The sequence below is a fragment of the Clostridium sp. BNL1100 genome (genome assembly GCF_000244875.1).
In the GTDB taxonomy this organism is placed as follows: Bacteria; Bacillota; Clostridia; order Acetivibrionales; family DSM-1351; genus Ruminiclostridium.
The window spans coordinates 3298760-3322891 of sequence record NC_016791.1 but is presented as its reverse complement, the minus strand read 5'-3'; the positions used below and the strand labels follow the sequence as shown (position 1 = coordinate 3322891).

The 24132-nt window shown below is 37.2% G+C and carries 23 protein-coding genes; 15 read left to right on the top strand and 8 right to left on the bottom strand.

The window, feature by feature from the left end:
• Positions 1–54: 54 nt before the first annotated feature.
• From nifJ to CLO1100_RS13965, 3 genes are all read right to left on the bottom strand, one after another.
• Positions 55–3585 carry a pyruvate:ferredoxin (flavodoxin) oxidoreductase gene (gene nifJ, locus CLO1100_RS13975; RefSeq protein ID WP_014314406.1) on the bottom strand — a complete coding sequence of 1177 codons (3531 nt, stop codon included), beginning with the start codon at positions 3583–3585 and terminating at the stop codon, positions 55–57.
• Positions 3586–3604: 19 nt separating this feature from the next.
• Entirely contained in the window at positions 3605–3796 is a 192-nt protein-coding gene (locus CLO1100_RS13970) for a DUF3787 domain-containing protein (protein WP_014314405.1), read from the bottom strand.
• A 205-nt stretch (positions 3797–4001) separates the two neighbouring features.
• On the bottom strand, positions 4002–4784 hold the full coding sequence (locus CLO1100_RS13965; RefSeq protein WP_014314404.1) for a hypothetical protein: 783 nt from the start codon (positions 4782–4784) through the stop codon (positions 4002–4004).
• A gap of 328 nt (positions 4785–5112) precedes the next feature.
• On the opposite strand from CLO1100_RS13965, the gene CLO1100_RS13960 reads away from it, so the two are divergent.
• From CLO1100_RS13960 to CLO1100_RS13935, 6 genes are all read left to right on the top strand, one after another.
• Positions 5113–5850, top strand: a complete 738-nt coding sequence (locus CLO1100_RS13960) for a LytTR family DNA-binding domain-containing protein (RefSeq protein WP_014314403.1) — start codon at positions 5113–5115, stop codon at positions 5848–5850.
• A gap of 199 nt (positions 5851–6049) precedes the next feature.
• Positions 6050–6946: a ferritin-like domain-containing protein gene (locus CLO1100_RS13955; protein ID WP_014314402.1), complete on the top strand. Its 897-nt coding sequence runs from the start codon at positions 6050–6052 to the stop codon at positions 6944–6946.
• A 168-nt stretch (positions 6947–7114) separates the two neighbouring features.
• The gene (locus CLO1100_RS13950) at positions 7115–7762 is read left to right on the top strand and encodes a DedA family protein (protein WP_014314401.1); all 648 of its coding nucleotides are present in this window, start codon (positions 7115–7117) and stop codon (positions 7760–7762) included.
• 101 nt (positions 7763–7863) lie between these two features.
• Positions 7864–8544: a response regulator transcription factor gene (locus CLO1100_RS13945; protein WP_014314400.1), complete on the top strand. Its 681-nt coding sequence runs from the start codon at positions 7864–7866 to the stop codon at positions 8542–8544.
• Positions 8541–10022, top strand: coding sequence for a HAMP domain-containing sensor histidine kinase (locus tag CLO1100_RS13940; RefSeq protein WP_014314399.1), 1482 nt, complete (start codon positions 8541–8543; stop codon positions 10020–10022). The genes CLO1100_RS13945 and CLO1100_RS13940 overlap by 4 nt, the downstream gene beginning before the upstream one ends.
• A gap of 94 nt (positions 10023–10116) precedes the next feature.
• On the top strand, positions 10117–10617 hold the full coding sequence (locus CLO1100_RS13935; RefSeq protein WP_014314398.1) for a hypothetical protein: 501 nt from the start codon (positions 10117–10119) through the stop codon (positions 10615–10617).
• Positions 10618–10665: 48 nt separating this feature from the next.
• Here CLO1100_RS13935 and CLO1100_RS13930 read toward each other — a convergent pair whose 3' ends face one another.
• The gene (locus tag CLO1100_RS13930; RefSeq protein ID WP_014314397.1) at positions 10666–11586 is read right to left on the bottom strand and encodes a DMT family transporter; all 921 of its coding nucleotides are present in this window, start codon (positions 11584–11586) and stop codon (positions 10666–10668) included.
• Between the two features lie 182 nt (positions 11587–11768).
• Between CLO1100_RS13930 and CLO1100_RS13925 the strand changes: the two genes are divergently transcribed.
• Positions 11769–12653, top strand: coding sequence for an AraC family transcriptional regulator (locus tag CLO1100_RS13925; RefSeq protein WP_014314396.1), 885 nt, complete (start codon positions 11769–11771; stop codon positions 12651–12653).
• 7 nt (positions 12654–12660) lie between these two features.
• Here the strand turns inward: CLO1100_RS13925 and CLO1100_RS13920 are convergent, their stop codons facing one another.
• Positions 12661–13431 (bottom strand): SDR family oxidoreductase, encoded by a 771-nt coding sequence (locus CLO1100_RS13920; protein ID WP_014314395.1) that lies wholly within the window; start codon positions 13429–13431, stop codon positions 12661–12663.
• 127 nt (positions 13432–13558) lie between these two features.
• On the opposite strand from CLO1100_RS13920, the gene CLO1100_RS13915 reads away from it, so the two are divergent.
• Positions 13559–15505, top strand: coding sequence for a bifunctional UDP-sugar hydrolase/5'-nucleotidase (locus tag CLO1100_RS13915; RefSeq protein WP_014314394.1), 1947 nt, complete (start codon positions 13559–13561; stop codon positions 15503–15505).
• Positions 15506–15752: 247 nt separating this feature from the next.
• On the opposite strand, the gene CLO1100_RS13910 is transcribed toward CLO1100_RS13915, so the two are convergent.
• The 3 genes from CLO1100_RS13910 to CLO1100_RS20510 are packed head-to-tail and all read right to left on the bottom strand — an operon-like array spanning position 15753 to position 17319.
• On the bottom strand, positions 15753–16643 hold the full coding sequence (locus tag CLO1100_RS13910; RefSeq protein WP_148265076.1) for an IS3 family transposase: 891 nt from the start codon (positions 16641–16643) through the stop codon (positions 15753–15755).
• A gap of 20 nt (positions 16644–16663) precedes the next feature.
• Positions 16664–16906: a helix-turn-helix domain-containing protein gene (locus tag CLO1100_RS20515; RefSeq protein ID WP_242836734.1), complete on the bottom strand. Its 243-nt coding sequence runs from the start codon at positions 16904–16906 to the stop codon at positions 16664–16666.
• Positions 16907–16917: 11 nt separating this feature from the next.
• Complete coding sequence (locus CLO1100_RS20510) at positions 16918–17319, bottom strand: transposase (protein ID WP_050814146.1); 402 nt, start codon at positions 17317–17319, stop codon at positions 16918–16920.
• Positions 17320–17647: 328 nt separating this feature from the next.
• On the opposite strand from CLO1100_RS20510, the gene CLO1100_RS13900 reads away from it, so the two are divergent.
• The 7 genes from CLO1100_RS13900 to CLO1100_RS13870 all read left to right on the top strand — a co-directional run bounded on the left by CLO1100_RS13900 (position 17648) and on the right by CLO1100_RS13870 (position 24123).
• Positions 17648–17989, top strand: coding sequence for a PadR family transcriptional regulator (locus tag CLO1100_RS13900; protein ID WP_014314392.1), 342 nt, complete (start codon positions 17648–17650; stop codon positions 17987–17989).
• Complete coding sequence (locus CLO1100_RS13895) at positions 17973–18494, top strand: DUF2812 domain-containing protein (RefSeq protein WP_014314391.1); 522 nt, start codon at positions 17973–17975, stop codon at positions 18492–18494. The genes CLO1100_RS13900 and CLO1100_RS13895 overlap by 17 nt, the downstream gene beginning before the upstream one ends.
• 26 nt (positions 18495–18520) lie before the next feature.
• Positions 18521–19417 (top strand): ATP-binding cassette domain-containing protein, encoded by an 897-nt coding sequence (locus CLO1100_RS13890; RefSeq protein ID WP_014314390.1) that lies wholly within the window; start codon positions 18521–18523, stop codon positions 19415–19417.
• A complete protein-coding gene (locus tag CLO1100_RS13885; protein ID WP_014314389.1) occupies positions 19414–20694 on the top strand; it encodes an ABC transporter permease in 1281 nt (426 codons plus the stop codon). Before CLO1100_RS13890 ends, CLO1100_RS13885 begins: the two co-directional genes overlap by 4 nt.
• A gap of 97 nt (positions 20695–20791) precedes the next feature.
• Positions 20792–21841 carry a type I phosphomannose isomerase catalytic subunit gene (locus tag CLO1100_RS13880; RefSeq protein ID WP_014314388.1) on the top strand — a complete coding sequence of 350 codons (1050 nt, stop codon included), beginning with the start codon at positions 20792–20794 and terminating at the stop codon, positions 21839–21841.
• 27 nt (positions 21842–21868) lie between these two features.
• On the top strand, positions 21869–22579 hold the full coding sequence (locus CLO1100_RS13875) for an ABC transporter ATP-binding protein (protein ID WP_014314387.1): 711 nt from the start codon (positions 21869–21871) through the stop codon (positions 22577–22579).
• Complete coding sequence (locus CLO1100_RS13870) at positions 22567–24123, top strand: putative ABC exporter domain-containing protein (protein WP_014314386.1); 1557 nt, start codon at positions 22567–22569, stop codon at positions 24121–24123. The genes CLO1100_RS13875 and CLO1100_RS13870 overlap by 13 nt, the downstream gene beginning before the upstream one ends.
• The last annotated feature ends 9 nt before the right edge of the window (positions 24124–24132 follow it).

Genomic DNA, 24132 nt, shown 5'->3' with positions numbered 1-24132 from the left:
CACGCAAATAAGCCCCCCGGCTTGGCCGAGGGGGCTTATTTTTAGCTGATATTCCTATTGCTCCGCCATACGCTTTAAACGCTGGTACTTTTCTTGTGCATGTTCTTCTGCACGGGAGAACAAGTCTTCAGCCTCTTCAGGAAACATCTTAGCAAGAGATGAATATCTAACCTGTGACATCAGGAATTCCTTGAAGCTTTCCTTAGGTTCTTTTGAATCCAGTATAAACGGATTCTTTCCTTCCTTCTTCAAATCAGGGTTATACCTGAACAAATGCCAGTATCCGGCTGATACAGCGGCCGCTGAATTTGCTATGCTTCTTCCCATGCCGTCCTTGATTCCATGGCTTATACATGGAGAATATGCAATAATAATGGAAGGCCCGTTGTATGCTTCGGCTTCAGCAATGGCCTTGAGCATCTGGTTCCTATCTGCACCTATTCCAACCTGTGCAACATATACATTACCGTAGGTCATCATTTGTGCGGCAAGATCCTTTTTAGCCTGTTTCTTACCGGAAGAAGCAAACTTGGCAATAGCGGATGTAGGAGTTGCCTTGGAAGCCTGACCACCTGTGTTTGAATAAATTTCAGTATCAAATACAAGCATGTTAATGTCATCTCCGGTAGAGAGAACATGGTCGAGTCCGCCATAGCCTATATCATAAGCCCAACCGTCTCCGCCTACTACCCATATTGAACGTTTAACAAGATAATCCTTCTTGTCAAGAAGCTCATTAACCAACTGCATTTGTTTCTGGTCTTTATTTGAATAGCTCTGTATAGCATTAATTAAGTCTTCACTGGCTCCTTTTGAGGCTGCACCGTCCTCAACACTTTCCAGCCATTTTGATAATAAAGGTCTTAGACTTTCCTCAATGTCAAGCTCCAAAAGCTGATTGGCAACATCTCTGAGACGTTCCCTTATTTGTTTTACACCAAGGTACATACCGTAACCGAATTCGGCATTATCCTCAAATAAGGAATTTGCCCAGGCAGGGCCCTTGCCTTCATGGTTTACCGTATATGAGCTTGTAGGATATGAGGCAGCCCATATTGATGAACAACCTGTTGCATTTGCAATCATCATCCTGTCACCGTAAAGCTGTGTTATAAGCTTAATATATGGTGTTTCACCACAGCCGGCACATGCTCCGGAGAATTCCATTAAAGGTTTTCTGAACTGACTGTCCTTAATAGTCTTATTTCCAAAGTTACCGCCTTTATAACCGATTTTTCTGGTTGCATAGTCATAGTTAGGTATTTCCCGTTCAGTCTGGGTACTAAGCTTTTTCATAACAAGAGCTTTTGGCTTAGCCGGACACACGTCAGCACAGTTGCCGCAGCCTGTACAGTCCATAGGACTTATCTGTATTCTGAACTGGTATCCTTCCGTTCCTTTACCCACAGCGTTTTTGGTAACAAAGGATTCAGGTGCATCCTTTAACTCTTCTTCGGTAGCCAAAGTAGGCCTGATAACCGCATGAGGACATACCAGAGAGCAGATATTACACTGAATACAGGTTTCTGGTATCCATTCGGGAACGTTAACTGCAATGCCTCGTTTTTCATATGCCGAGGTTCCGTTTGGTAGAGTTCCGTCCTCAATTCCCTTAAATGCACTTACAGGAAGATCTTCACCCTTCATTGCATTCATAGGCCTCATGATTTCACTTATAAATGCCGGCTCTTTAATGTCAGTGTTGGAAGTATCCTGTGCATCCTTCCAACTGTCAGGGACATTTATCTTGACTATAGCGTCAATACCCTTGTCTATTGCTTCATGATTAACCTTAACGATATTTTCGCCCTTATTGCCGTAACTCTTAACAACAGCTTGCTTGAGATATTTTATGGCATCGTCCAGAGGAATAATATTGGCAAGCTTAAAGAAAGCAGCCTGCATTATCATGTTTATCCTGTTTCCAAGACCTATGGCTTCAGCAATCTTTGTTGCATTAACTGTATAGAACTGTATATTGTTTCTTGAAATCTGCCGTTTTATTTCAGCGGGAAGATGATCTTCCAGTTCCTTTTCATCCCACAGGCAGTTTAAAACAAAAATACCGCCTTTTTTAATACCTTTCAACAAATCGTACTGGTTTACGTAGGATTGATTATGACAAGCAATGTAATCGGCCTCATTTATGAGGTAAGCAGACTTGATCGGCTCATCTCCAAACCTGAGATGGGACATGGTAACTCCGCCTGATTTCTTTGAGTCATAAGCAAAGTAACCTTGAGCATATTTCTCGGTATGATCACCTATAATCTTTATTGCCTGTTTGTTTGCTCCTACAGTTCCATCAGAACCAAGTCCCCAGAATTTACATCTTATTGATGACTTTGGTTCTGCATTGATTTTTTCATTTGCTGGCAGTGATGTATGAGTAACGTCATCATCTATACCGATAGTGAACTGGTTTTTAGGATTCTGCTGTTCCAGATTGTCATATACTGCCTTGATATCCGCAGGGGTAGTATCCTTTGAAGCAAGACCAAATCTTCCTCCTACGATAACAGGGGCATTGGGAACATCGTAAAATGCAGTTTTAACATCGAGATATAAAGGCTCTCCTACAGAACCCGGTTCTTTTGTCCTGTCCAGAACAGCTATTTTTTTAACTGTTTTAGGGATTGCATTAAGCAGGTGTTTTACAGAAAATGGTCTATAAAGGTGAACCTTTACGAGTCCGTACTTTTTACCCTGACTATTCATGTAATCAATTGTTTCTTCAACAACATCTGTAATTGAACCCATTGCAACAATTATATTTTCGGCATCAGGTGCTCCATAGTAATCAAAAAGGCCATGTTTACGGCCTGTAAGAGCCCCAACCTTATTCATATAATCCTCAACAATACCAACAATATCGTTATAAAAAGGATTAGACGCTTCACGACCCTGAAAATAAACATCCGGATTTTGAGCTGTACCTCTTGTAACAGGATGGTTAGGAGACAAGGCTCTGTCTCTGAATTCCTTTACTGCCTCATAATCAACTAGACTTGCCAGATCCTCATATTCAAGTGCTTCGACTTTCTGTATTTCATGAGATGTTCTGAATCCGTCAAAGAAATGAAGGAAAGGAAGTCTTCCTTTAATTGCAGCCAAATGGGCTACAGGTGCCAAATCCATTATTTCCTGAACTGAACCTGAAGCCAGCATGACTACCCCGGTTTGTCTTGTTGCCATTACATCCTGATGATCTCCGAATATGGAGAGTGCATGGGTTGCAATAGCTCTTGCACTGACATGGAAAACAGCAGGCAGCAGTTCCCCAGCAACCTTGTACATATTCGGAATCATCAATAACAAGCCTTGGGAAGCAGTAAATGTAGTAGTAAGTGCGCCTGCCTGAAGTGAACCATGAAGGGCACCTGCAGCGCCTGCTTCTGACTGCATTTCAACTACCCGGACTTTTTGTCCGAAAATATTTTTTTTGCCTTTGGCAGACCATTCGTCAACTGACTCTGCCATGTTTGATGATGGTGTTATGGGATAGATTGCAGCGACATCGGTAAAGGCATAGGAAATATATGCAGCTGCAGTATTACCGTCAACCGTCATTTTGATTTTTGACATTTAAAAAACACCCCCGTAATTAAAGTTTACTTCCATTATCTACCCAGCTTTTTGCTTCTGAAACACCTTCAATTTTAGGAATTACAACATTAGTGTGCTTTTGCTTTGTGGCCTCATTTGTCCAGGCTGCCGTTCCCTCGTTGTCTGTGGGCCTGTAGGCTGTCCTCCGCCTGTTATCACGTCCGTCTAATTGTGCATCTTTTTTATTCATATCTACCTCCAAGTATAATTATTATTATGAAAAGAGAAATATTAACCCTATACAAAAATATAAGATATAAAAATTATTTGCTTTATTAATTTTTTTATTCGAGAAGTGGTAATTTGAACAATATAAAAAGGTCCGGTTTAGGAGTTTCAACTTCCTAACCGGACGATATTTTTACCAGGTATTTTGTAACTAATCAAGCCATAAGTTAAGCCAATGAAAAAGAAGAGGAAATAGTACTATGTGTAAAAAACGAATTAACAATTTCATATTGGTTTTTAACTATGACAATATTTTCAGTAGCATCATATTTCTTAGCTATACCATTGTGTAGCAATGCACCCTTTTTTATGTAACTGGATTCTCCAATGTAAAATGAATGCTTAGATTTACCCCAATTATTAAAAGCCATAACTCCGCCTTGCACTGTGCCATTGTTTATTATTATATTTGATGCGTCAAGATATGATATTCCGTACCAACTGCCTTTCAATGTTCCGCCGTTCATTATTACAAAAGGCGCGGGAGTATTACTCCAATTGTATAATGCACTATAGCCTTTTATTGTTCCACCTTCAAGTTTAAGAACACCGGATCTATTAAAATAGATTCCCATACCTTTTGGATATAAATTTTCAATTACGCCAGTTTCCTTTTCGCTGGAGTCTTTTAAAGTTAATGCACCTTCCAGATATATTGTACCGTCAAAATTTCTACTGGTGATTTTATGACCTGCCAAATCAAGGACTATATTAGTATTAGTACCCAGTGTCAGCGTAGATTCACCAAGGTTCACATCTGCGAGCAGAGTGATAGTAGTTTCTTCCGGGCTATCTATGGAATTAAGTGCCTTTTCCAGTGTAGGAAACTCTTTATTGCCTACTTTTGCCTGATTACCTGTTTCACATATGGTGATTTTGTTATCTGGCAAAATGGTGACAACCTTAAAATTTACAATAGGTCTTAACCGTAGTTTCTTAATTCTATCCAATTTGCCTCGCCTCTTTGTTTGAAATTTTGCTGTAAACACCATTATTAATCTTTTAGTAAAAACATTTAAATTTACTTAAAGAAAGCTTTTAAATAAGGTAACTATATGCATAATGATAACTTTGATTAGTATATCTCTAAAATATCCCCTCCATACCCGTTTTCTTATCAAGGCTAATCATATCAGTATTTTGGACAAAAGTGAAGCGGTATGTGCAATTCGACGGCAAAAAGTGCAATACGATTGAAAAAAACAAATCTTTCATGTTATAATTTTAACAGGAAGGATATACCAATTATTATTTTTAAGTCATCTTAGGAAGGTTACGATGAAAATAGCTATTTGCGACGATTTAAGATTTGATCGTACATTGCTGTGCGAGTACATACTGCAGTATGCAAAAAATAATTTTATAAATATAGAAGTAGTTGAGTTTGACAGTGGTGAAGAAATGTTGTCGTCTTTTTCAGAGGAAAAATATAAAATTGTATTTCTGGACATATATATGAAAGGTATAGACGGAGTTGAAGTTGCAGAGAAAATAAGGGAAACTGATGAGGACTGCAAAATTATTTTCACAACCTCCAGCTTGGATCACAAAGGTGAAGGATTTGAGGTTGCTGCAACACACTATCTGATTAAGCCTATTACATATAAACGTGTGGAACAGGCCTTGAACCGTTGCAAGAAGGTTTTAGCCTTTGATGCACAGTACATAGAACTGCCCTTTGGAAAAGAGTCTGTAAAAATTAATCTTAGGGATATCCTATATATTGAAGCTGTCCGAAATGGTGTTGTTATAACTACCGAATTTGAAGAATATAAAATACATATGCCTATGGCAAAAATTTGTGATTTTATTACGGATAAAAGATTTTTAAGGTCCCATCGAGGTTTTATTGTAAATATGCAGCATATAATTGCAACCAAAGAAAGTGAGTTTGTTTTGAAAAACAGCTCTACTGTTCCGATAAGACAGTCAGGCAGGAAAGAGATAAAATGTGCCTACATGCATTATGTAATAGAAAGCCACAAGGAAATTCAAAGTTCTGATGCTATTATCTAATTTACCATAAAGAATATTATCATATAACGGGGATATCTCACATATGAAGTACTATTTTGGTGCGATTGTTACCGAAATATATTAACATAAAATTTATTGTATCTGATTTTGCAGCTGTTGCTACTATCAGGAAACATTCCAATATAACTTACATAACATGTAATAAGGGATTTATGTTAATCATAGAGGAGGTATAATTGTGCATAATAACGGAAATTGGCCATATGTAAGCAGTAATATGATGGCTCCGGGCCCTTCAAATAAAAAAGCTGGTTCAGGGATGACAAACCCTTGGATTATGCAGCCCAACATTAGTCCGGATTTACAGCCGGGATATACACCACATATAAACCACGAGGAAGACATGCAGTCTGAAATGGGTACTGGCATGATGCAGCAGGGTATGGGCAAGAATATGAAGCAGCCCGGGATGAGTCCTGACATGATGCAACAGGGCATGATGCAGCCGGGAATGAGTCCTGATATGATGCAACAGGGTATGATGCAGCCGGGAATGTGTCCCGACATGATGCAACAGGGCATGATGCAGCCGGGAATGTGTCCCGACATGATGCAACAGGGCATGATGCAGCCGGGGATGAGTCCTGACATGATGCAACAGAAAATGATGCAAGCCGGAATGAGTCCGGGAATGATGCAACATGAAAAAATGGATGTAGATATGTCAGAGGCACTTGAATTGATTGAGCAAGCGATAAAAGGTGAGACACAAGACAGATTATTCTATCAGTATCTTTTAGACAATGCTCCAGCGCTACTGGACAGGGAAATCATTGAGGAAATAAGGAATAATGAAATAAAACATGCCAAAATGTTCAGACAGCTTTATTTCGAACATACGGGAAAGACTTTAAAACCGGATGAAAATGTTACCTTTGAAAAACCTAGAACATATTGTGACGGGCTTAGGGGGGCACTTATGGGTGAAACTAATGCCATAAAAAACTACCGGAGGATTTTAGCGGCAATGAAAAACAGAAAACATATAAATATGCTGGTAGAAATAATTACGGATGAATTACGGCATGCTCCTCTGTACAACCTTTTAATTCACAATAATGATTGCAAATATTAATATCAGTTAGATAATTGAACCGGACAGCTTTTAATCAGCTGTCCGGTTCTCTTTTCCCCAAAAATAAAGGAAAATTAAAAAGATTTAGTATATATAAACAGACTTTTGGGTTAAATTTAAGTATATTGTATAAAGCGGTAAACATAAAACTAATTTAAAGAGGTAGAGATGGATATTATTTTAAATTTTTTTAATTTTGTAATGCACTTAGATGAAAATCTGACTATGCTGGCGAATAACTTCGGTATTTGGACCTATGTAATTTTATTTGCCATAATCTTTTGTGAGACAGGTCTTGTTGTAACTCCTTTTTTGCCCGGGGATTCCATGATATTTGTGTTAGGGGCCCTTTCAGCGAGCGGTGAGCTTGATTTAAAGATTATAACAATAGTATTGATCTCCGCAGCTATTCTTGGAGATACCTGTAATTATCATTTAGGTAAAATATTTGGCCCTATGGTATTCAAAAAGGATAACGTCAGGTTCCTCAAGAAAGAACACCTGATAAAAACTCATAATTTTTACGAAAAACACGGCGGTAAAACCATAATACTTGCAAGATTTATACCGATAATCAGAACATTTGCACCCTTTGTAGCAGGTATGGGTTCAATGAGCTATATGAAATTCATAAGCTACAATATTATTGGTGGTGTTTTATGGGTTTCACTATTTCTGACAGCAGGGTACTTTTTCGGAAATGTTGCTGTTGTCCAGGAGAACTTTACACTTGTAATACTGGCTATAATTGCAATATCTGTATTGCCGGGTTTTGTGGCATACTTAAAAAACAAAAAAGCGGGTCCAACCGACTAAGCTTAAAACTCTGACGAAATATGCCGGGGAAATTCACGTGCTGTTCACAAATATAAACTATAATTTTATTTAATAGTTCATATGAAAGGGGCATACTTTTTGTGAGTTTAGTTAAAATTCTTATTGCTGATGATGAGGAAAGAATGAGAAGGCTGGTTGCCGATTTTCTTAAAAAGCAGGGATATTCCGTAATAGAAGCAGACAACGGAATGCAGGCATTAAAGATATTTATTGAACAAAAAGAAGCAATCAATCTGGTAATTCTTGATGTAATGATGCCTGTCATGGACGGATGGGAGACATTAAGAAGTATTCGCCAATATTCAAAGGTTCCCGTAATAATGCTGACGGCAAAAAGTACAGAAGCAGACGAGCTACTGAGCTTTGGTATCGGAGCAGACGAATACATAACCAAACCTTTCAGCCTGATGATACTATTAGCAAGAGTACAGGCTCTGCTTAAGAGATCAAATATTAATATAAATGGTAAAAAATCCTTTGATGGTTTGGAGATTGACCCCGCTGCTCATACAGTTCATGCCGGAGGGCGAGAGATAGAACTTACACCAAAAGAATTCGAACTCTTGCTCTATCTTTGTGATAATGAGGGAATAGCTCTGTCCAGAGAGAAAATTCTTAATTCCGTTTGGGATTATGGTTATTTCGGTGATGTCAGAACTGTTGATACGCATATAAAAAAATTGAGACTGAAACTTGGAGACAAGGGTGACTTCATACAAACTATAAGGGGTCTGGGATACAAGTTTGAGGTGACCAAATGAAAATCTCATTAAAAACGAAGCTCTTTGGAGCATTTTTCGGCTTAATAGTACTTTCGGTTGTCCTGACCTGGGTTTTAAACAGTACGCTTCTTCTGAAATACTACTATCACAATCAAAGAAATACAATGAGACAGAGCTATAACATTATAAAGGATGCGTATAATAACGATTCCGACAATATAATGATGGACATTGAAAAAATAGAAAGCCTGCGGGGAACAGCCATTTTATTGTTTGATAAGGATTTCAATGTAATTTATCAATCCAGACAGAGAAACCTGCAAATGTTGAGGGAAAACAGGCGTATTATGGGGACAACCCCTTCCATTGACAGAAAGTTTATAACAGATAATATAAGCAGACTGAAAAAGGATACTCCTAAAATAGAAATAAGATACGACAAAAGAATGGAGTCAAACTTTGTATCACTCTATGCAAAAATAGATGATAATGTATATATATACATGGGAACACCCTTTGCCGCAATTCAGGAAAGTTCACAAATTGCCATAAGCTTTTCCATTCTTACAGGCCTGCTGACATTGGTGCTTGGAGGAGTAATTATTTACATTCTTACTTCAAGAGTTACAAAACCTATTGAAAAGCTGAACGTCATTGCAAAAAAAATGGCTGTCCTTGATTTTAGTGAAAGATATTATGTAAAAAGGAACGATGAAATCGGGACATTGGGAGAAAGCATAAATTCACTGTCAAAACAGTTGGAATCTTCCATAAGCGATTTACAACAGGCTAATATTAAGTTAATGCAGGATATACAGAAGGAACGTCAGATTGATGAAATGAGAAAGGAATTTATCAGCAATGTTTCACATGAGCTGAAAACACCTATTGCTATTGTACAAGGCTATGCGGAAGGACTTAAGCTTAACGTAAATGATGACGAGGAAAACAAGAACTTTTACTGTGACGTGATAATAGATGAAGCAAATAAAATGGACAGCATGGTAAGAAAACTTCTTGAACTTTCGGAACTTGAATTCAAGCAGATATCCCTTGACCGGGAGGAATTTTCCATAAAAGAACTTATAACGGATGTCTTAAAAAAGAAAGCTATTCTTTTTGCCGAAAAGGATGCGAAAGTTACCTTCAATTCAAAGGTCAAAGAGAATGTAATTGTAAATGCCGATTATTATTATATTGAACAGGTTTTTATGAATTATCTCAGCAATGCACTTAATCATCTGGATGATAAAAGAATAATAAATGTTGACCTTGAAATAACAGATACGAAGGCAAGGGTAGAGGTATTCAATACAGGAGAAAACATACCACATGATGTTATAGATAGCATTTGGATGAGCTTTTTTAAAGTAGATAAGGCAAGAACAAGAGCATATGGTGGAACAGGTCTTGGCTTATCCATTGTGAAAGCAATACAGAAAGCCCATAACAATGCTTACGGTGTTTTAAACAAGTCGGAAGGTGTTCTTTTTTGGTTTGAAGCTGATTTAGCATAAAGGCGTTGGAAAAAATTGTTTGAAGTAATTTACAAAATCTACACAATATTTACACATTAGTTGAGAAAGATAGTGTAGAAAGGAGGTGATAGTAGTGAAAAAAATTAAAGTTCTTGTTACTATCGCATTTGTTATTTCAATACTATCTTCTAATGTCTTTGCAGTTGAGTCCGACATAGGTTCAAAATCACAAGATGGTGCAGTTGATCAACATAAAGAAGAGATTAAGGACAAAGACAAATGCCAGAAGTGCCGTAAGGATCCCCTTAAATATCTCGAAGATAAAAAGCAAAGCGTAGAAAAAGATTTGAAAGAAGGTCGTATTTCCAAGGATGAAGCTGACGAAAAGATAAAGGAAATCGACCAGCGTATACAGAAAATCAAGGAGTTCAACAGCTTGCCTCTTCCTGAGAAGAAAGCAAAAATCTATAGCAGATTCCAGAAACACATTGATAAAAAGGTTTCTGAGGGAAAATTAACAAATGAGGAAGGCCAAAAGTTTCTAACAGAGCTTAAAAAAGAACTCGATCAGTGGGATGGCAAAGATTTTCCGAAATTCAAGATGGACAAGATGGAAAATGAAAAACATGATTAGTTTGTTATAACTGAAAGGACGCATATTTACAAAGATGCGTCCTTTTATTTATGCCTTTGTTGTAATACGCAGTTTCAAAGACTGTCTTGAAAAAGCCTTACCTTTCTTAAATGCTGAAACGATTATGGTAAACAATATAATCACACAGCCAATAACGGGGAGAATGCCTGTGAATCGTTCTCCAAGAAGCAATATACCCAGAGTTGCAGTAACTACAGGCTCTAGAGCATATGTAATGGCTGCGTTTTCAGGCCGTACAAATTTGATTGCAGAGCTTTGAAACAGAGAGGTAAATATAGTAACAGCAGCATTAAGACAAATAAGCAATAGGAATACGGGCTTTACTACATTTGAAAATGATATTTTACCTGTTTCAAATATCAGAGCCAGAGCCAAAAAGCTAACTATGTTGGTACTATGCTGTATAAATGTAAACTGTACTGCGGTAAATACATTTGAAAACTTGTTTTGAAGTGCAATAAACAGGGAGAAAAAAATTGCATTGCATAATGCAAAAATATCTCCCATATTTATGCTAAAACCCTTTCCTGCAAAAGTAATAAAGTAAATGCCTACCATAGCTGTCATTGCCAGAAGGATTGTTTTCCTGGATGGTGCTTTTCTCTCCAGAACAGCCATTATTACAGGTGTTATTACAATGGACAATTGTACAATAAATGCCGTGTTTGAGCCCGAGGTTATTTTCAGTGCCAGCATGCAGAAGGTGTTGCTTATAACTGAAACAAGGCTTATAAGTACGCAGGTGACAATAATTTTTTTACTGAATCCCTTCAGTTTTTTTCTGAATAGTACTACTGTTGAACCAAGCCCTAATACGGCACATATAAAGAGTATTGAAAACTGCGGAAGAAATCCCAAAAGCATTTTGGACCATATATACGATGAACCCCAAAGTATAGCATTTAAAATAAGAAATATTTGTGCGTTGCTTTTTGTAATAATGTTCATAATATGTACCCACCCAAATTAATTAGTTTACATATTATATTATATTCTAACTTTTAGCCAAGTTTATTGCATAAACTGTTTAAAAATTTGCAAAAAGTGCTTTTTGTCCATTTATTTTATTTCAAACATATAATAGAATAGTATTACTAAGTATTTTCAAACGCTATGAAGGGATGGTTAAGATGGAAAAGGAGCCGGGGATTAAAAGAGGCTATCTGGAGGATGACTTTAAATTTTTTCACTTGAAGGACAGAAACAATATTCAGTTTGAACACCATTATCATGATTTCAATAAAATAATAATATTCTTACTTGGTGACGTTATATACAATATAGAAGGTAAAAACTATAAACTCAAACCTTGGGATGTTCTTTTCGTTCCGGGAAATCAGGTACATAAGCCTATAATAGCACCTGACCGTGACTATGAAAGAATAGTTATTTGGATAAATAATAGATTTTTAGAGGAGCATGGGAATTACGATAATGACCTTTTGACATGCTTTAACCTTGCCAGAGAAAAAAAACACTTGGTAAGGCTGGGTGCTAATTCCCTTAATAATATTAAGCCTATACTGGGGAATCTTGAAAAGGAGCTTAAAAACGTTACCTTCGGTTCAGGCATCCTTGCAAATGCACTTTTTGTACAATTCATGGTATACATAAACCGATTGTACCTAAAACCGGATAAACAAGTAGAGGACATTGAAGTAGAGTTTGACGAACAGATTCAGAAAGTCATACACTTTATTAATGCGAACCTGTCGGGAGACCTGAGCATAGCAACATTATCCGAAAGGTTCTACATTAACAAGTATTATCTAATGCATAAATTCAAGGCGAACACAGGGTTCTCAATACACAGTTACGTAAACAACAAGAGACTTCAAAAAAGTGCGGCCCTTATAAAGGCGGGAAAATCTCCGTCCGATGCAGCAGGAGAATGCGGATTCAACGACTACTCAAGCTTTGTACGTACTTTTTCAAAAATGTATGGTATGTCTCCCAGGAAATATAGCAAGTCTACCCTTGAACACCCTATCAATAGTTTTCAGGTTGAGGGATGACAGTAGACTATACATAAATCATTTTTTTAGTCATTCCGCCGTCCACAGTTATGTTTTCACCTGTTATAAAGCCGGATTTGTCGGATGCCAGAAAAATGCATACTTCAGCTATGTCATCGGGAACACCCACTCTTCCGGCGGGATGTTGGGCATGATCTTCTATTGATAAAATATCCTGACATGCAACAGAGCTTTTTTTCCAGGACGAAACATCTATCCAGCCCGGACTGATGGAATTGACTCTTATGCCGTATTTTCCAAGTGAGATTGCCAGAGAGTGGGTCAGTGCAATAATCCCTCCCTTGGAGGCGGAGTATGGCTCTGTATCAGGTTCAGACATAAAGGCTCTTGTTGAGGCCATATTAATTATGCATCCGCTGTTTTGGTTTTTCATAAACCCGGCACAGAATTTTGCACAATAATACGCACCTGAAAGGTTTACGGTAATAGCCTTGTCCCATTCTTCTACAGTTGTTTCAAATATATTGCCAAAGCCGGTGAGAACCGCATTGTTTACCAATACGTCGATTCTGCCGTATTTTTTATTCGTATAATTAACCATTGCTTCTACAGAGGCCGGGTCTGAAACGTCGGTTCTTATAAAAATGGCTTCAAAACCTTCATTCTTTATATATTTTTCGTTTTCCAATCCTGCTTCTTCGTCAATATCTGCGATTACAACTTGAGCCCCTTCTTGGGCGAATTTTCTTGATATCGCTCTTCCTATCCCCTGACCTGCACCCGTTATAATAATGGTTTTATTTGTAAATTGTGACATATATTACAAAACCTCCTCTATTTTTAGTATAATATCTAGAGTATATCAAAAACACGGATAAAATGCATAAATTGCGGAGTGTATGAATAAGTAGCAGTATAGCTTATTGAACAGGGGAGATAAAAAAATGAAGTATAAAAGTCCGGCTTTATTTGTGGCCACAACCATAATGATATTTATTTTTGTATTTTCAAAAACATGTGCATATCAGGAGCCTAGGGAAATAAAAATTCTATTTACTCATGACATGCATGATCATCTGTTGCCAAATAAGGGGGAAAATAACGGCAGCACTGTTTGGACGGGCGGATATTCAAGATTGAAAACGGCAATTGATAAGGAAAAAGTTGAATGTAAAAATACAGTTTTGGTAGATGCCGGGGACTATTCAATGGGAGATTTATTTCAATCATTGTTTTCAACAGATGCACCGGAGCTTAGGATTATGGGCCAGATAGGATACGATGTAACAACATTGGGCAATCATGAATTTGAATTTAAGGATTCCGGCCTTACAAGACATTTGTATACTGCAAAAAACAGCGGTGACAAGTTACCTGAGATGGTCAGCTCAAATATAGTGTTTCCCGGCGGCGATAAAATGACTAAAACCTCTTATGAGCTGCAACAGGCTATGAAGGCATATGGAGTGAAAGATTACACAATTCTTAACAGGGGCGGAATAAGGATTGGCATATTTGGCCTTATGGGAGAGGATGCTGACGATTGTATAACAACTACAGATGTATCTTTTAATAATATTGTAGAAAGTTCAAAGAGGGTAGTTAAAAAGCTAAAACAGGAAGGTGTCGACCTAATAGTATGCTTATCCCACTCCGGTACATGGGAAAAAGCTTCCAAATCAGAGGATGAAATACTTGCAAAGAAGGTTCCTGACATTGATGTTATAGTAAGCGGGCACACCCATACCCTTTTAAAAAAGCCTATTATACATGGAAATACGGTAATCGGTTCCTGCGGCGAATACGGAAACAATCTGGGGGTTATTGAACTTGTTCAAATTCCTGGCAGAAGATGGTCTCTTAAGGATTACCGTTTAAAGCATATTGACCAATCAATTAATGAGGATTCAGGAATTTCACAAACCGTAAGTGAATTTAAGGATATGGTTCAGAAAAAATATCTCAATTATTTTGACTTTCAGTTCGATGAGGTTTTGTGCCGGTCTCCTTTTAGTTTTATTGCTACACAACAAATAGGAAAAAAACTACAGGAGGATACTTTGGGAAACCTCATTTCTGACGGATATATATATTCGGTTAAGCAGGCGGAGGGTAAAGACTACGAGCCTGTATCTGTAGCTATTGTACCTGTGGGAACAATGAGGGGTTCTTTTGTAGAGGGTGATATAACCGTTCAGGATGCATTTATTTCAAGTTGTCTTGGAATCGGGCCTGATGGCATATCCGGGTATCCTCTTATATCAGTATACCTTACTGGAAAAGAACTGAAAAATTTGTGCGAACTGGATGCCTCAATATCACCTATGATGAGCTATGCACAAATGTATATGTCAGGTATCGGCTACACCTTTAACCCCAACAGAATGATGTTCAATAAGGTTACTGAAGCTCATCTGCAGAAGCCTGACGGAACAAAAGAAAAAATCAATGATAAAAAACTTTATAGGGTAGTAAGCGGACTGTATAACGCACAAATGCTCTCAACTGTGGGGGCCAAGTCTTTCAGCCTTTTATCGGTGATACCTAAAACCAGAAATGGTAAACCCATTAAGAATTTTGATTCTCATATTATTTATTCTAAGTCAGGGGGACATACCACCGAATTAAAGGAATGGCTTGCCACTGCCAGATATCTGCAATCCTTTCCCAAAGCTGAGGGTATACCGCAAATTCCATACTATTATAATACTTTACAAGGACGAAAAATTATTGATAATACAAACAGTCTCTCGGCTATTTTTGGTAACCCCAACAGTATAGCAGTAAGGTTATACTTGGTTGTATTAACTGTAGTTGTTGTTATAATTGCTGTCACTGTAATTATAGTCAGGTTTGTGAGGAAAAAGCAAAGAAATAAGGCTGCCGTGTAGCAGGCATTATAAAGGGGCTATTGCAAAACAAAAAGTTTTTCTGTTTTAACAAAGGTAACTCCCGTATAAAATTATATCAATGATTGCTTCCAAGATATTTGCAAGAGTTTCTAGCGGCTCATCTTAGGATATTTTACCGTCGCTCACATTCATCGTCCATGATTCATAGTTTCGCTAAAACCTACATCGTGATATGCTCCCTGTCAAGTAGACAGGGAAAAAATAAATTCTTAAGGACGTCAATCATTTAATTATGGTCGGCGTCCTCTTTATGTAAGTTTTCCATAAGATGTTGCCTGTACTCTATTGGAGTCATACCGTCAAGACTCTTCTGGTAGCGGTAGTTATTGTAATAATCTATGTATTCACTAACTGCTGCTTCGAGTTCATCGTATGTGTTAAATTTTTTTAGATAATACATTTCGGATTTAAGCATTCCCCAAAATGCTTCCATTGGCCCATTATCAATACAACGGGAAATTCTTGACATGCTCTGTGTCATGCCTGCCTCATCAAGTTTTTTCTTAAATATCCTTGATGTATATTGGAATCCTCTATCACTGTGGAAAATTGGTTTTGCTTTAGAATATTTATTGTGTGCAAAGTCAAATGTATTAAATACCAGTTCATTGTTGTTTGAATGACCAAGTACAAAAGATACAATACTTTTATCTCCTAAATCCAGTATAGCACTAAGATAAGCTTTGCTATTTAGACCATACTTCATTTCTGTTATATCAGTAAGCCACTTCTTGCCAAATCCATCCGTGTAAAATTCTCTATTAAGTACATTTTCTGCAGCAATTTCGGGAGTTGATTTGATATAGATCTTTTTCTTTTTACGGCACACAGATTTTAAGTTAAGTATTCTCATAAGTCTGTATATTCTCTTATTGTTTACATGGAAATCGTGCTCACGATTTAACTTGACTGTCATCTGACGATATCCAAGAATACCATTTCTCTCTTCATATACATCTTTTATAATATGAAGTAGTTTTTTATTGAATTGTTCATTGTTACTTTCTTTTCTATTAAGCCATTTGTAATATGAAGAGCGTTGAATTCCTGCAATATTACATAATTCTGTGATTGGATATGCTATGATATCGTGAAGCTCTTGTATTGCCAGATAAATAGTTTCATATCTTACCTGACTTAGAACCGCCTCCTTTCTATCTCGTCGAGTTTTTTTAGAAAATCTATCTCCATTTTTTGTCTGCGGTTCTCAGCTCTCAGTTTTTCTAGCTCAGACCATTCACCCTTATTCTTTTTCTTTCCACGATTGTCCTGCAAGGCATCTATACCTCCAGATTCATATTTGTGTGTCCAAGAATAAACCTGATGATAAGATACATTAAACGTTTGGGCTGTTTCAGAATAATTTTTCTGGTGTTCAATACAATACCTAACTATTTCAATTTTTCGTAATAAGTGACTTCATGGGCATCAGTCATTAAAGATGTTCCTCCTGCTATTGAATCTTCCATATGACTATTATACTTCAAAATCCAATTACGTAATGTACTTTTAGCAAGTATACTGTATTTTAAGCAGAGAGATTCCTGAGAACCAATACCATTAAGATAGTCTTTAACAGCTGTTTCTTTTAGCTCATCGGAATAAATAGGCCTCTTATGAGTGGTGCTTAGAGCGGCGATTCCTAATACTTTGTAATTTCTAATCCATTCCTTCAATGTAATATGATTGACTCCTATCAAATTTGCAACGTGACGAACTGGCTCTTTTCCCTCAATGCACCTGAAAACGCATCTTAATTTCTCATCTGATGTAAATTTACGTATTCTTTTCACAAAAACATGCTCCTCCTTTTGATAAACAGTTTTAATTATTTTATCTGTCTACCACAAGGGGAGCATATCATCGTGATAGGTTTTCCGGTAAAATATCCGTATTCAACCATAAACAAATGCAAATATCTTTAACCAAGCTTCCATTGATACAATTTATACTCCTGAGTACAGGTTAAAAAACATTTTGCAATAGTCCTTTTAGTGTACGCTAAAAATTTTAAGCAAATATAAAATTTATACCAAGTATATCTTGACACGTTATATCACGTTGTGATATATTACATTCATGATATATCACAACGTGATATATACGAAGGAGAATGAGGGTATGAATGAAAAACTAATAAAAGCATATTTACCCATGAGCGAAACCGGTTTTTATATTCTGCTTTCACTCAATGAGCCCAGACACGGATATGGAATTATACTCCATGTAAAGGACATAACCGGGGGCAGGATAAATCTTGGCGCAGGGACTATTTACGGAACTCTTACCAAGTTTGAAAAGGACAGTCTTATTGAGCCATCAGGAGAAGAGGACAGGCGTAAACTATACAGGATAACTGAGATGGGTAAATGGTTGCTTGAACAGGAAATGAGTCGTATAGACGAGATGTATGTGAACGGGCACAAGGTTCTGGGGGGATTTAATCATGATCAAGATATTTAAATGGTGGTGGGCCTGGGAGTACGAAAGGATTGAAAACTGGCTGGAAGAAATGGAGTCAAATGGTCTCAGACTTGTTGAAACAAGAGTCAAAGGCTTATTCTTTTACTTCGAAAGGTGCCAACCGATAAAAGCCAGATATTGTATTGACTACCAACCCAAGCTTACCCCTGATTATGTTACGCTGGTTAGGGATGACGGATGGGAGCTGTATCAGATAGGAATGGGTTGGTACATATTGAGGAAACAGTATGAGGATGAGAGACCTGAACTGTACACTGATTTTGAAAGTCTTATTGCCAGAAACAAGGTATTGCTTGCAATAGTACTGGTTGCTACAGTAATGGAGTGTGTGTCATTCGGAAATTTGATATGGGACACATATAAGGATAGCAGCAAAGCCATGCTGCCCGTTCTTTGTATATTTGGTTCACTAATTCTGGCATTTTTTTCATTTATAATTACAAATGTGGTGATGCAAATAACTAAATTCAAAAAGAAACAATAAAAAATTAAAATAAAGAGGTGGATAATTTGAGTTTACAAGTACAAAATGTATCAAAAAAGTTTGGAGAAAAGCTTGTTGTTAACGATATTTCATTTGAAGTAAGTGAACCGGGTGTGTTTGGGTTGCTAGGTACAAATGGGGCAGGTAAAACCACAACAATAAGAATGATATTGAATATTGTAAAAAAAGATTCGGGAAGCATAATGTGGGATAACAAACCTGTAGAAAGCCAGATTACAAATTTCGGCTATCTGCCTGAAGAAAGAGGGCTGTACCCTAAAGTAAAAGTAACGGAGCAGTTAATGTATTTTGCAAGTCTGAGACGAATCAGTGCCGCCAAGGCAAAAAAGGACATAAGCTACTGGCTGGAAAGAATGGAAGCAAGCCAATATGCAAATATGGCAGCAGAGAAGCTATCCAAAGGGAATCAGCAGAAAATACAGTTTATTGCATCTATACTGCACGATCCCGACCTGATATTCATGGATGAGCCGTTCAGTGGACTGGACCCTGTGAATACGGAGTTGTTCAAGGGCGTAATACATGAACTGATAAAGAAAGAAAAATACATAATAATGTCAAGTCATCAAATGTCCACAGTTGAGGAATTTTGCAGGGATATAGTGATTCTTAAAAACGGTAACACAGTACTTAACGGAGATCTTAAAAAAATCAAGCATAACTACGGGAGAAATAATCTATTAATAAATTCCGAAGGAGATATTATTGAACTTGCTGCACAAGAGGGTATTACAAAGGTAAACCGCACTGCGGCAGGCTATGAATTTAAAATCTCAAATGAAGAGCAGGCGTACAAACTGCTTGAAAAAATACTTAACAAAAGGCTTATACTTGATAAATTTGAAATAAGAGAGCCATCACTGCATGAAATATTTATAGAAAAGGCTGGTGAAGCAAAATGAAAGAATTTTTAGAAGTATTCAAGTACACTTTCAAAGAGAATGCACGAAAAAAATCATTCATTATATCAACTGTATTAATTCTTGTAATAGTTGTAGCGGCTATGATAATACCGGCGGCAATTTCCAACAGTAAAACAGCAGACAATGATAATCCTAAAGAGCAGACCCAGACAGACTCTAAAAACATCAAAACGGTATATTTTGTTGACAAAACCGGAATATTTGAACAGGGAATAAATGAATTACAGCAGCAAATGTCAGGCTTTAAGCTTGAAAAGGTGACTTCTGACAAGGAGGAAAGCCTGAAAGCTCAGATAAAGGATAAGGGTGAAAGCTATATGATAGTTATTAGCCTGAAAGATAACATTCCAAGTGTCGAATACTTTACAAAGCAGTATGGAAGCGGCCCAGACCCTGATATGATAAGCAAGGTATTCAAGAATATTTACGTGACAACCATGCTGAAAGGGGAAAATGTTCCTGAAGATGTTGTTACAAAGACTTTAGCAGATTTAAATGTTAATGTTAATGAATTGGGCAACAGTAAAATAGGAGGATTTATCTCCAGCATATTTATAGTAATAATATTGTTCTTTGCAATATATTTCTATGGCTATGGAGTATCAATGTCCGTTGCATCAGAAAAGACATCAAGAGTTATGGAGTTGCTGGTAACTTCCGTGAAACCTTCAAGAATAATAATCGGAAAAACTGCCGGTATGGGAGCACTGGGACTTATACAGCTTGCATTGATTATTGGGGTTGGTGTATTGACATACAGTACTGTTTTTCCATCAGATTTCACTATAAGCGGTATGAAATTGGATTTCTCAGGCTTTACACCTTTTACACTTGCAATGGTGATAATTTACTTCATACTTGGATATACCTTGTATGCGCTTATGTATGCTGTTGTTGGTGCTACTGTAAGCAAGGCAGAAGATGTAAACTCCGCTATGATGCCTATGTCCTTTATAGCACTGATAGCATTCTACTTCTCATACGGAACATTTGCGGTTCCAAACAGCACGGCTGCGAAAGTAGCTTCAATAATACCACTTACTTCCCCGTTTTCAATACCATCAAGGCTGGTGACGGCAGATGTACCACTTTGGCAAATCGGACTATCGCTGGGAATATTACTTATAACTATAGTATTTGTCGGGATGATTTCAGTAAAGCTTTACTCCTATGCGGTGCTTCATTATGGCGACAGATTAAAAATAGGAAAGCTGCTACAGTTTTCAAAAGAAAATAAGGCGGTTAATGTTAAATAATATTGAATCATTATATGATATGATTTAGAATAAAATATAATACTTATAATAAAAAGCCAAATGTTACCATTTGGCTTTTTTGGCTACGGAGGAGCTTATGTATTATCCTATTAAATTTAGACCTGTCTATAAGGATTATATCTGGGGAGGTCGATACTTTGAGAAGCTAGGTAGGGAGCTACCGGAAGGTGTAGTTGCCGAAAGCTGGGAGGTGTCCTGCCATAAAAGCGGACTTAGTGTCGTAGCAAATGGAGAATTTGCAGGACGGACACTGACTGAACTAATAAAGTCTGACCCGGTAGGTGTTGTAGGAACAAAATTTCCTTCAGGGTGCAGTGAAATACCTCTACTGGTAAAACTTATAGATGCAAATGATAAACTCTCCGTTCAGGTACACCCCGATGATAACTATGCTGCAGTTTTTGAAAATAGCTTCGGAAAAAATGAGATGTGGTATGTAATAGCTACAAAGCCAAGTGCAAAGCTGGTCGCTGGTCTTAAAGAAAATGTAACCAGAGAGAAATTCTTAAGAGCTGTCAAAGAAAACCGTATTGAAGACTGCCTGTTACAAGTTGAGGTTATGCCTGGAGATGTCATAAATATACCTGCAGGAACAGTTCACTCTATAGGTGAAGGTATAGTAATAGCGGAAATCCAGCAGACTTCTGATATTACTTACCGGCTATTTGACTACAACAGGGTTGACAAAAACGGAGTCAGGCGTCAGCTACATTTGAATAAAGCACTTGACGTTATTAACTTTGGAGCCGGGCGCAGAATGGCTAAATGTGATGGTGTAAAGGTTGAAGTTAATGACACCAGTTCAAAAACAGTATTTGTGGCAAACAGATATTTTGCATGTGAAAGATATGAATTAAATGGTGAAGTTACAGAAAAATGTGACGGTAGCAAATTCTGTATTTACATATTTTTGGAAGGCAATGGGGAAATCAAAACAGGGGAAGCAAATGTAAAAGTCAATGCCGGTGAAACAGTATTTCTGCCTGCAGCTTCCGGGGAATACACTGTTTCCGGGAAATTAAAGACTTTAAAAACCTATATACCTGACCTAATAAGCGACATTGTTGACCCAATGAGAAATTCAGGCTGTACAAACAGCCAAATATACAAGGTACTAAACAGTTAGTTTAATAATAAAACATGGAGGAAAAAAATGATTGCAATAAACAATCTTACCAAAAGCTATAGTAAGTTCAAAGCGGTAGATGGAATTTCATTGACTGCAAAACCGGGTGAAATAACTATACTTTTAGGCCCTAACGGCGCAGGGAAATCCACAACAATTAAGAGCATTGCCGGACTTTTAAAATTTGAAGGTGAAATAACAATATGGGGTTTCCCAAATAAAACAGTAGATGCAAAGCAGGTGTTCGGGTATATACCCGAAACGCCTGCTTTGTATGATCTGCTCACTTCGATGGAACACGCAGAATTCATTGCCAAGGCTTACAAACTGGAAGCGGGATGGGAGGACAAGATAAAAGCCATATTTGAAAGACTCGAAATTATTGATAAAAAGGACAAATACGTAAGGGAGCTTTCAAAAGGTATGACCCAGAAGCTTAGTATTGCACTGGCTATGCTTATAGAACCTAAAGCGGTACTTTTTGATGAGCCATTAGTTGGACTTGACCCCAAAGCAATAAATGAGGTTCTAAAAATATTCCAAGAACTTAAAGAACAGGGGAAGAGTGTGCTGGTTAGCACTCATATAATTGATACAATAAATGATGTTTGGGATAGAGCATACATCATGAATAAGGGTAAAATAGTTTCAGACATTACAAAACAGGAACTTAACGGAAGGGATCTAAAAACAATATTCTTTGAACTCACCGGGGAGGAAGAAGAATGCAGGCAATAATGTATTTAATTAAAAGAACCTATATAAATAAGGTAAAACGTACATTTAAAAGTATCCCGTCTGCCATTCTGACCGTATTGGGTGTGGTTGGATTTATATTTGTTTTTATTTCGTCTTTTAAAATAAAAAAGGCCCCATTGCAGAGTATCTCTACTGAAACAATTATTGCAGCAATCGTACTTTTCTTGGGAGTATTACTATACAATTCGTTTCTTTCAAGAGATACGGGAATATTGACAATGGCGGACGCAAACTTCCTTTTTACAGGGCCCTTTGAAAAAAGACAGGTACTGGTGTATCTTTTGGTTTCTGTAGCACCTGCTTCGCTGATGATAGGTTTCTTTATGTGTTTTTATCTTCCTTTGTTAATAGGTTCAGCATTGAGTTTTACTAAGTATTTGATAACTCTTATTGTTATTAGTCTTTTCCTTGGAGTCATTTTTCTTTCGTACTATTATATTTATATAGTTGATGCGGAGAATACAGGCTTTAAGAAGAACTCAAAGAAGGTTTTCTGGGCTTTTTTAGGGGTACTTGCAGTTGCTTTTGCAGTTATGTTATTTAATAATGATTTTGAATTAAAGATTACAGTAAAAAATTACTTTGAAAGCTCGTGGTATAATTGGGTACCGCTTTTTGGCTGGACAAAATGGGCTGTAAGTTCACTGCTGGCAGGAAATATACTGACAGGATTTATTCCGCCTGTATGTTTGCTTCTGGCTGTAAATGCTTTGCTTAGTATTATGCTGTATAATGTAAAAGTTGATTTCTATGAAAAAACTTTAGAAGACTCGGTCAGTCTCCAAAAAATAATGGATGATATTAAGACATCGGGTAAGGCGGACTCACATGCCTTTTCAAAGTTAAAAAACAAGTCTGTTTCTGTTAAATTCGGAATTGGAGCAGCTGCAATATATTCCAAGCAGATGTTGGAAAGCAGAAAACTGGGTTTAATATCCAATAACAGGGAAATATTACTACAACTGTTCTACGTAGCCTTTGGTTTGATTTTTGGATTTGAATTCAGCTTTGTAATGGCAATGGTGAGTTTCGGGGCTTTATCAATGTCTCTTAATGATTCATGGCACAGGGATTTTAAAAAACCCTACGTTTTTCTGATTCCCGAAAGCTCATTCAAAAAACTAATCTATTCCGTATTGCCTGGATTAATTAAAACAATGATAAGCGGCGGAATAGCTCTAACCGTTGCAGCTATAGGATACAAACTCAGCCCTGCGAATTGGATTAATTATATACTTGTATTTTTTAGTTTTGCCATACTTTTTGTTTTTGCAGAGATCTTTACATACAGGTTAATTGGTTCAAGTTCCAATGCGGTGGTAGTTACAATGCTCAGAATGCTGTTTGTAATTGCTGCATGTATACCTGCCATAATAATTTTAATTGTTATAGCGGTTCTTTCAAATGGTGTACCGAATGTTATAGAAACATCTTTATGTATGCTGGTTGTAAACGTTGTCATTTCCATATTGCTGGCATACCTTAGCAAGGGTATTTTTGAACAGAGTGAACTTATGGAATAACATGTATTA

Coding starts and splice junctions, on each gene's coding strand:
- CLO1100_RS13940 (WP_014314399.1), top strand. CDS start 8,541: ATGAAAATCTCATTAAAAACGAAGCTCTTTGGAGCATTTTTCGGCTTA.
- CLO1100_RS13970 (WP_014314405.1), bottom strand. CDS start 3,796: ATGAATAAAAAAGATGCACAATTAGACGGACGTGATAACAGGCGGAGG.
- CLO1100_RS13870 (WP_014314386.1), top strand. CDS start 22,567: ATGCAGGCAATAATGTATTTAATTAAAAGAACCTATATAAATAAGGTA.
- nifJ (WP_014314406.1), bottom strand. CDS start 3,585: ATGTCAAAAATCAAAATGACGGTTGACGGTAATACTGCAGCTGCATAT.
- CLO1100_RS13950 (WP_014314401.1), top strand. CDS start 7,115: ATGGATATTATTTTAAATTTTTTTAATTTTGTAATGCACTTAGATGAA.
- CLO1100_RS13880 (WP_014314388.1), top strand. CDS start 20,792: ATGTATTATCCTATTAAATTTAGACCTGTCTATAAGGATTATATCTGG.
- CLO1100_RS13895 (WP_014314391.1), top strand. CDS start 17,973: ATGATCAAGATATTTAAATGGTGGTGGGCCTGGGAGTACGAAAGGATT.
- CLO1100_RS13960 (WP_014314403.1), top strand. CDS start 5,113: ATGAAAATAGCTATTTGCGACGATTTAAGATTTGATCGTACATTGCTG.
- CLO1100_RS13900 (WP_014314392.1), top strand. CDS start 17,648: ATGAATGAAAAACTAATAAAAGCATATTTACCCATGAGCGAAACCGGT.
- CLO1100_RS13925 (WP_014314396.1), top strand. CDS start 11,769: ATGGAAAAGGAGCCGGGGATTAAAAGAGGCTATCTGGAGGATGACTTT.
- CLO1100_RS13875 (WP_014314387.1), top strand. CDS start 21,869: ATGATTGCAATAAACAATCTTACCAAAAGCTATAGTAAGTTCAAAGCG.
- CLO1100_RS13930 (WP_014314397.1), bottom strand. CDS start 11,586: ATGAACATTATTACAAAAAGCAACGCACAAATATTTCTTATTTTAAAT.
- CLO1100_RS13915 (WP_014314394.1), top strand. CDS start 13,559: ATGAAGTATAAAAGTCCGGCTTTATTTGTGGCCACAACCATAATGATA.
- CLO1100_RS13885 (WP_014314389.1), top strand. CDS start 19,414: ATGAAAGAATTTTTAGAAGTATTCAAGTACACTTTCAAAGAGAATGCA.
- CLO1100_RS13920 (WP_014314395.1), bottom strand. CDS start 13,431: ATGTCACAATTTACAAATAAAACCATTATTATAACGGGTGCAGGTCAG.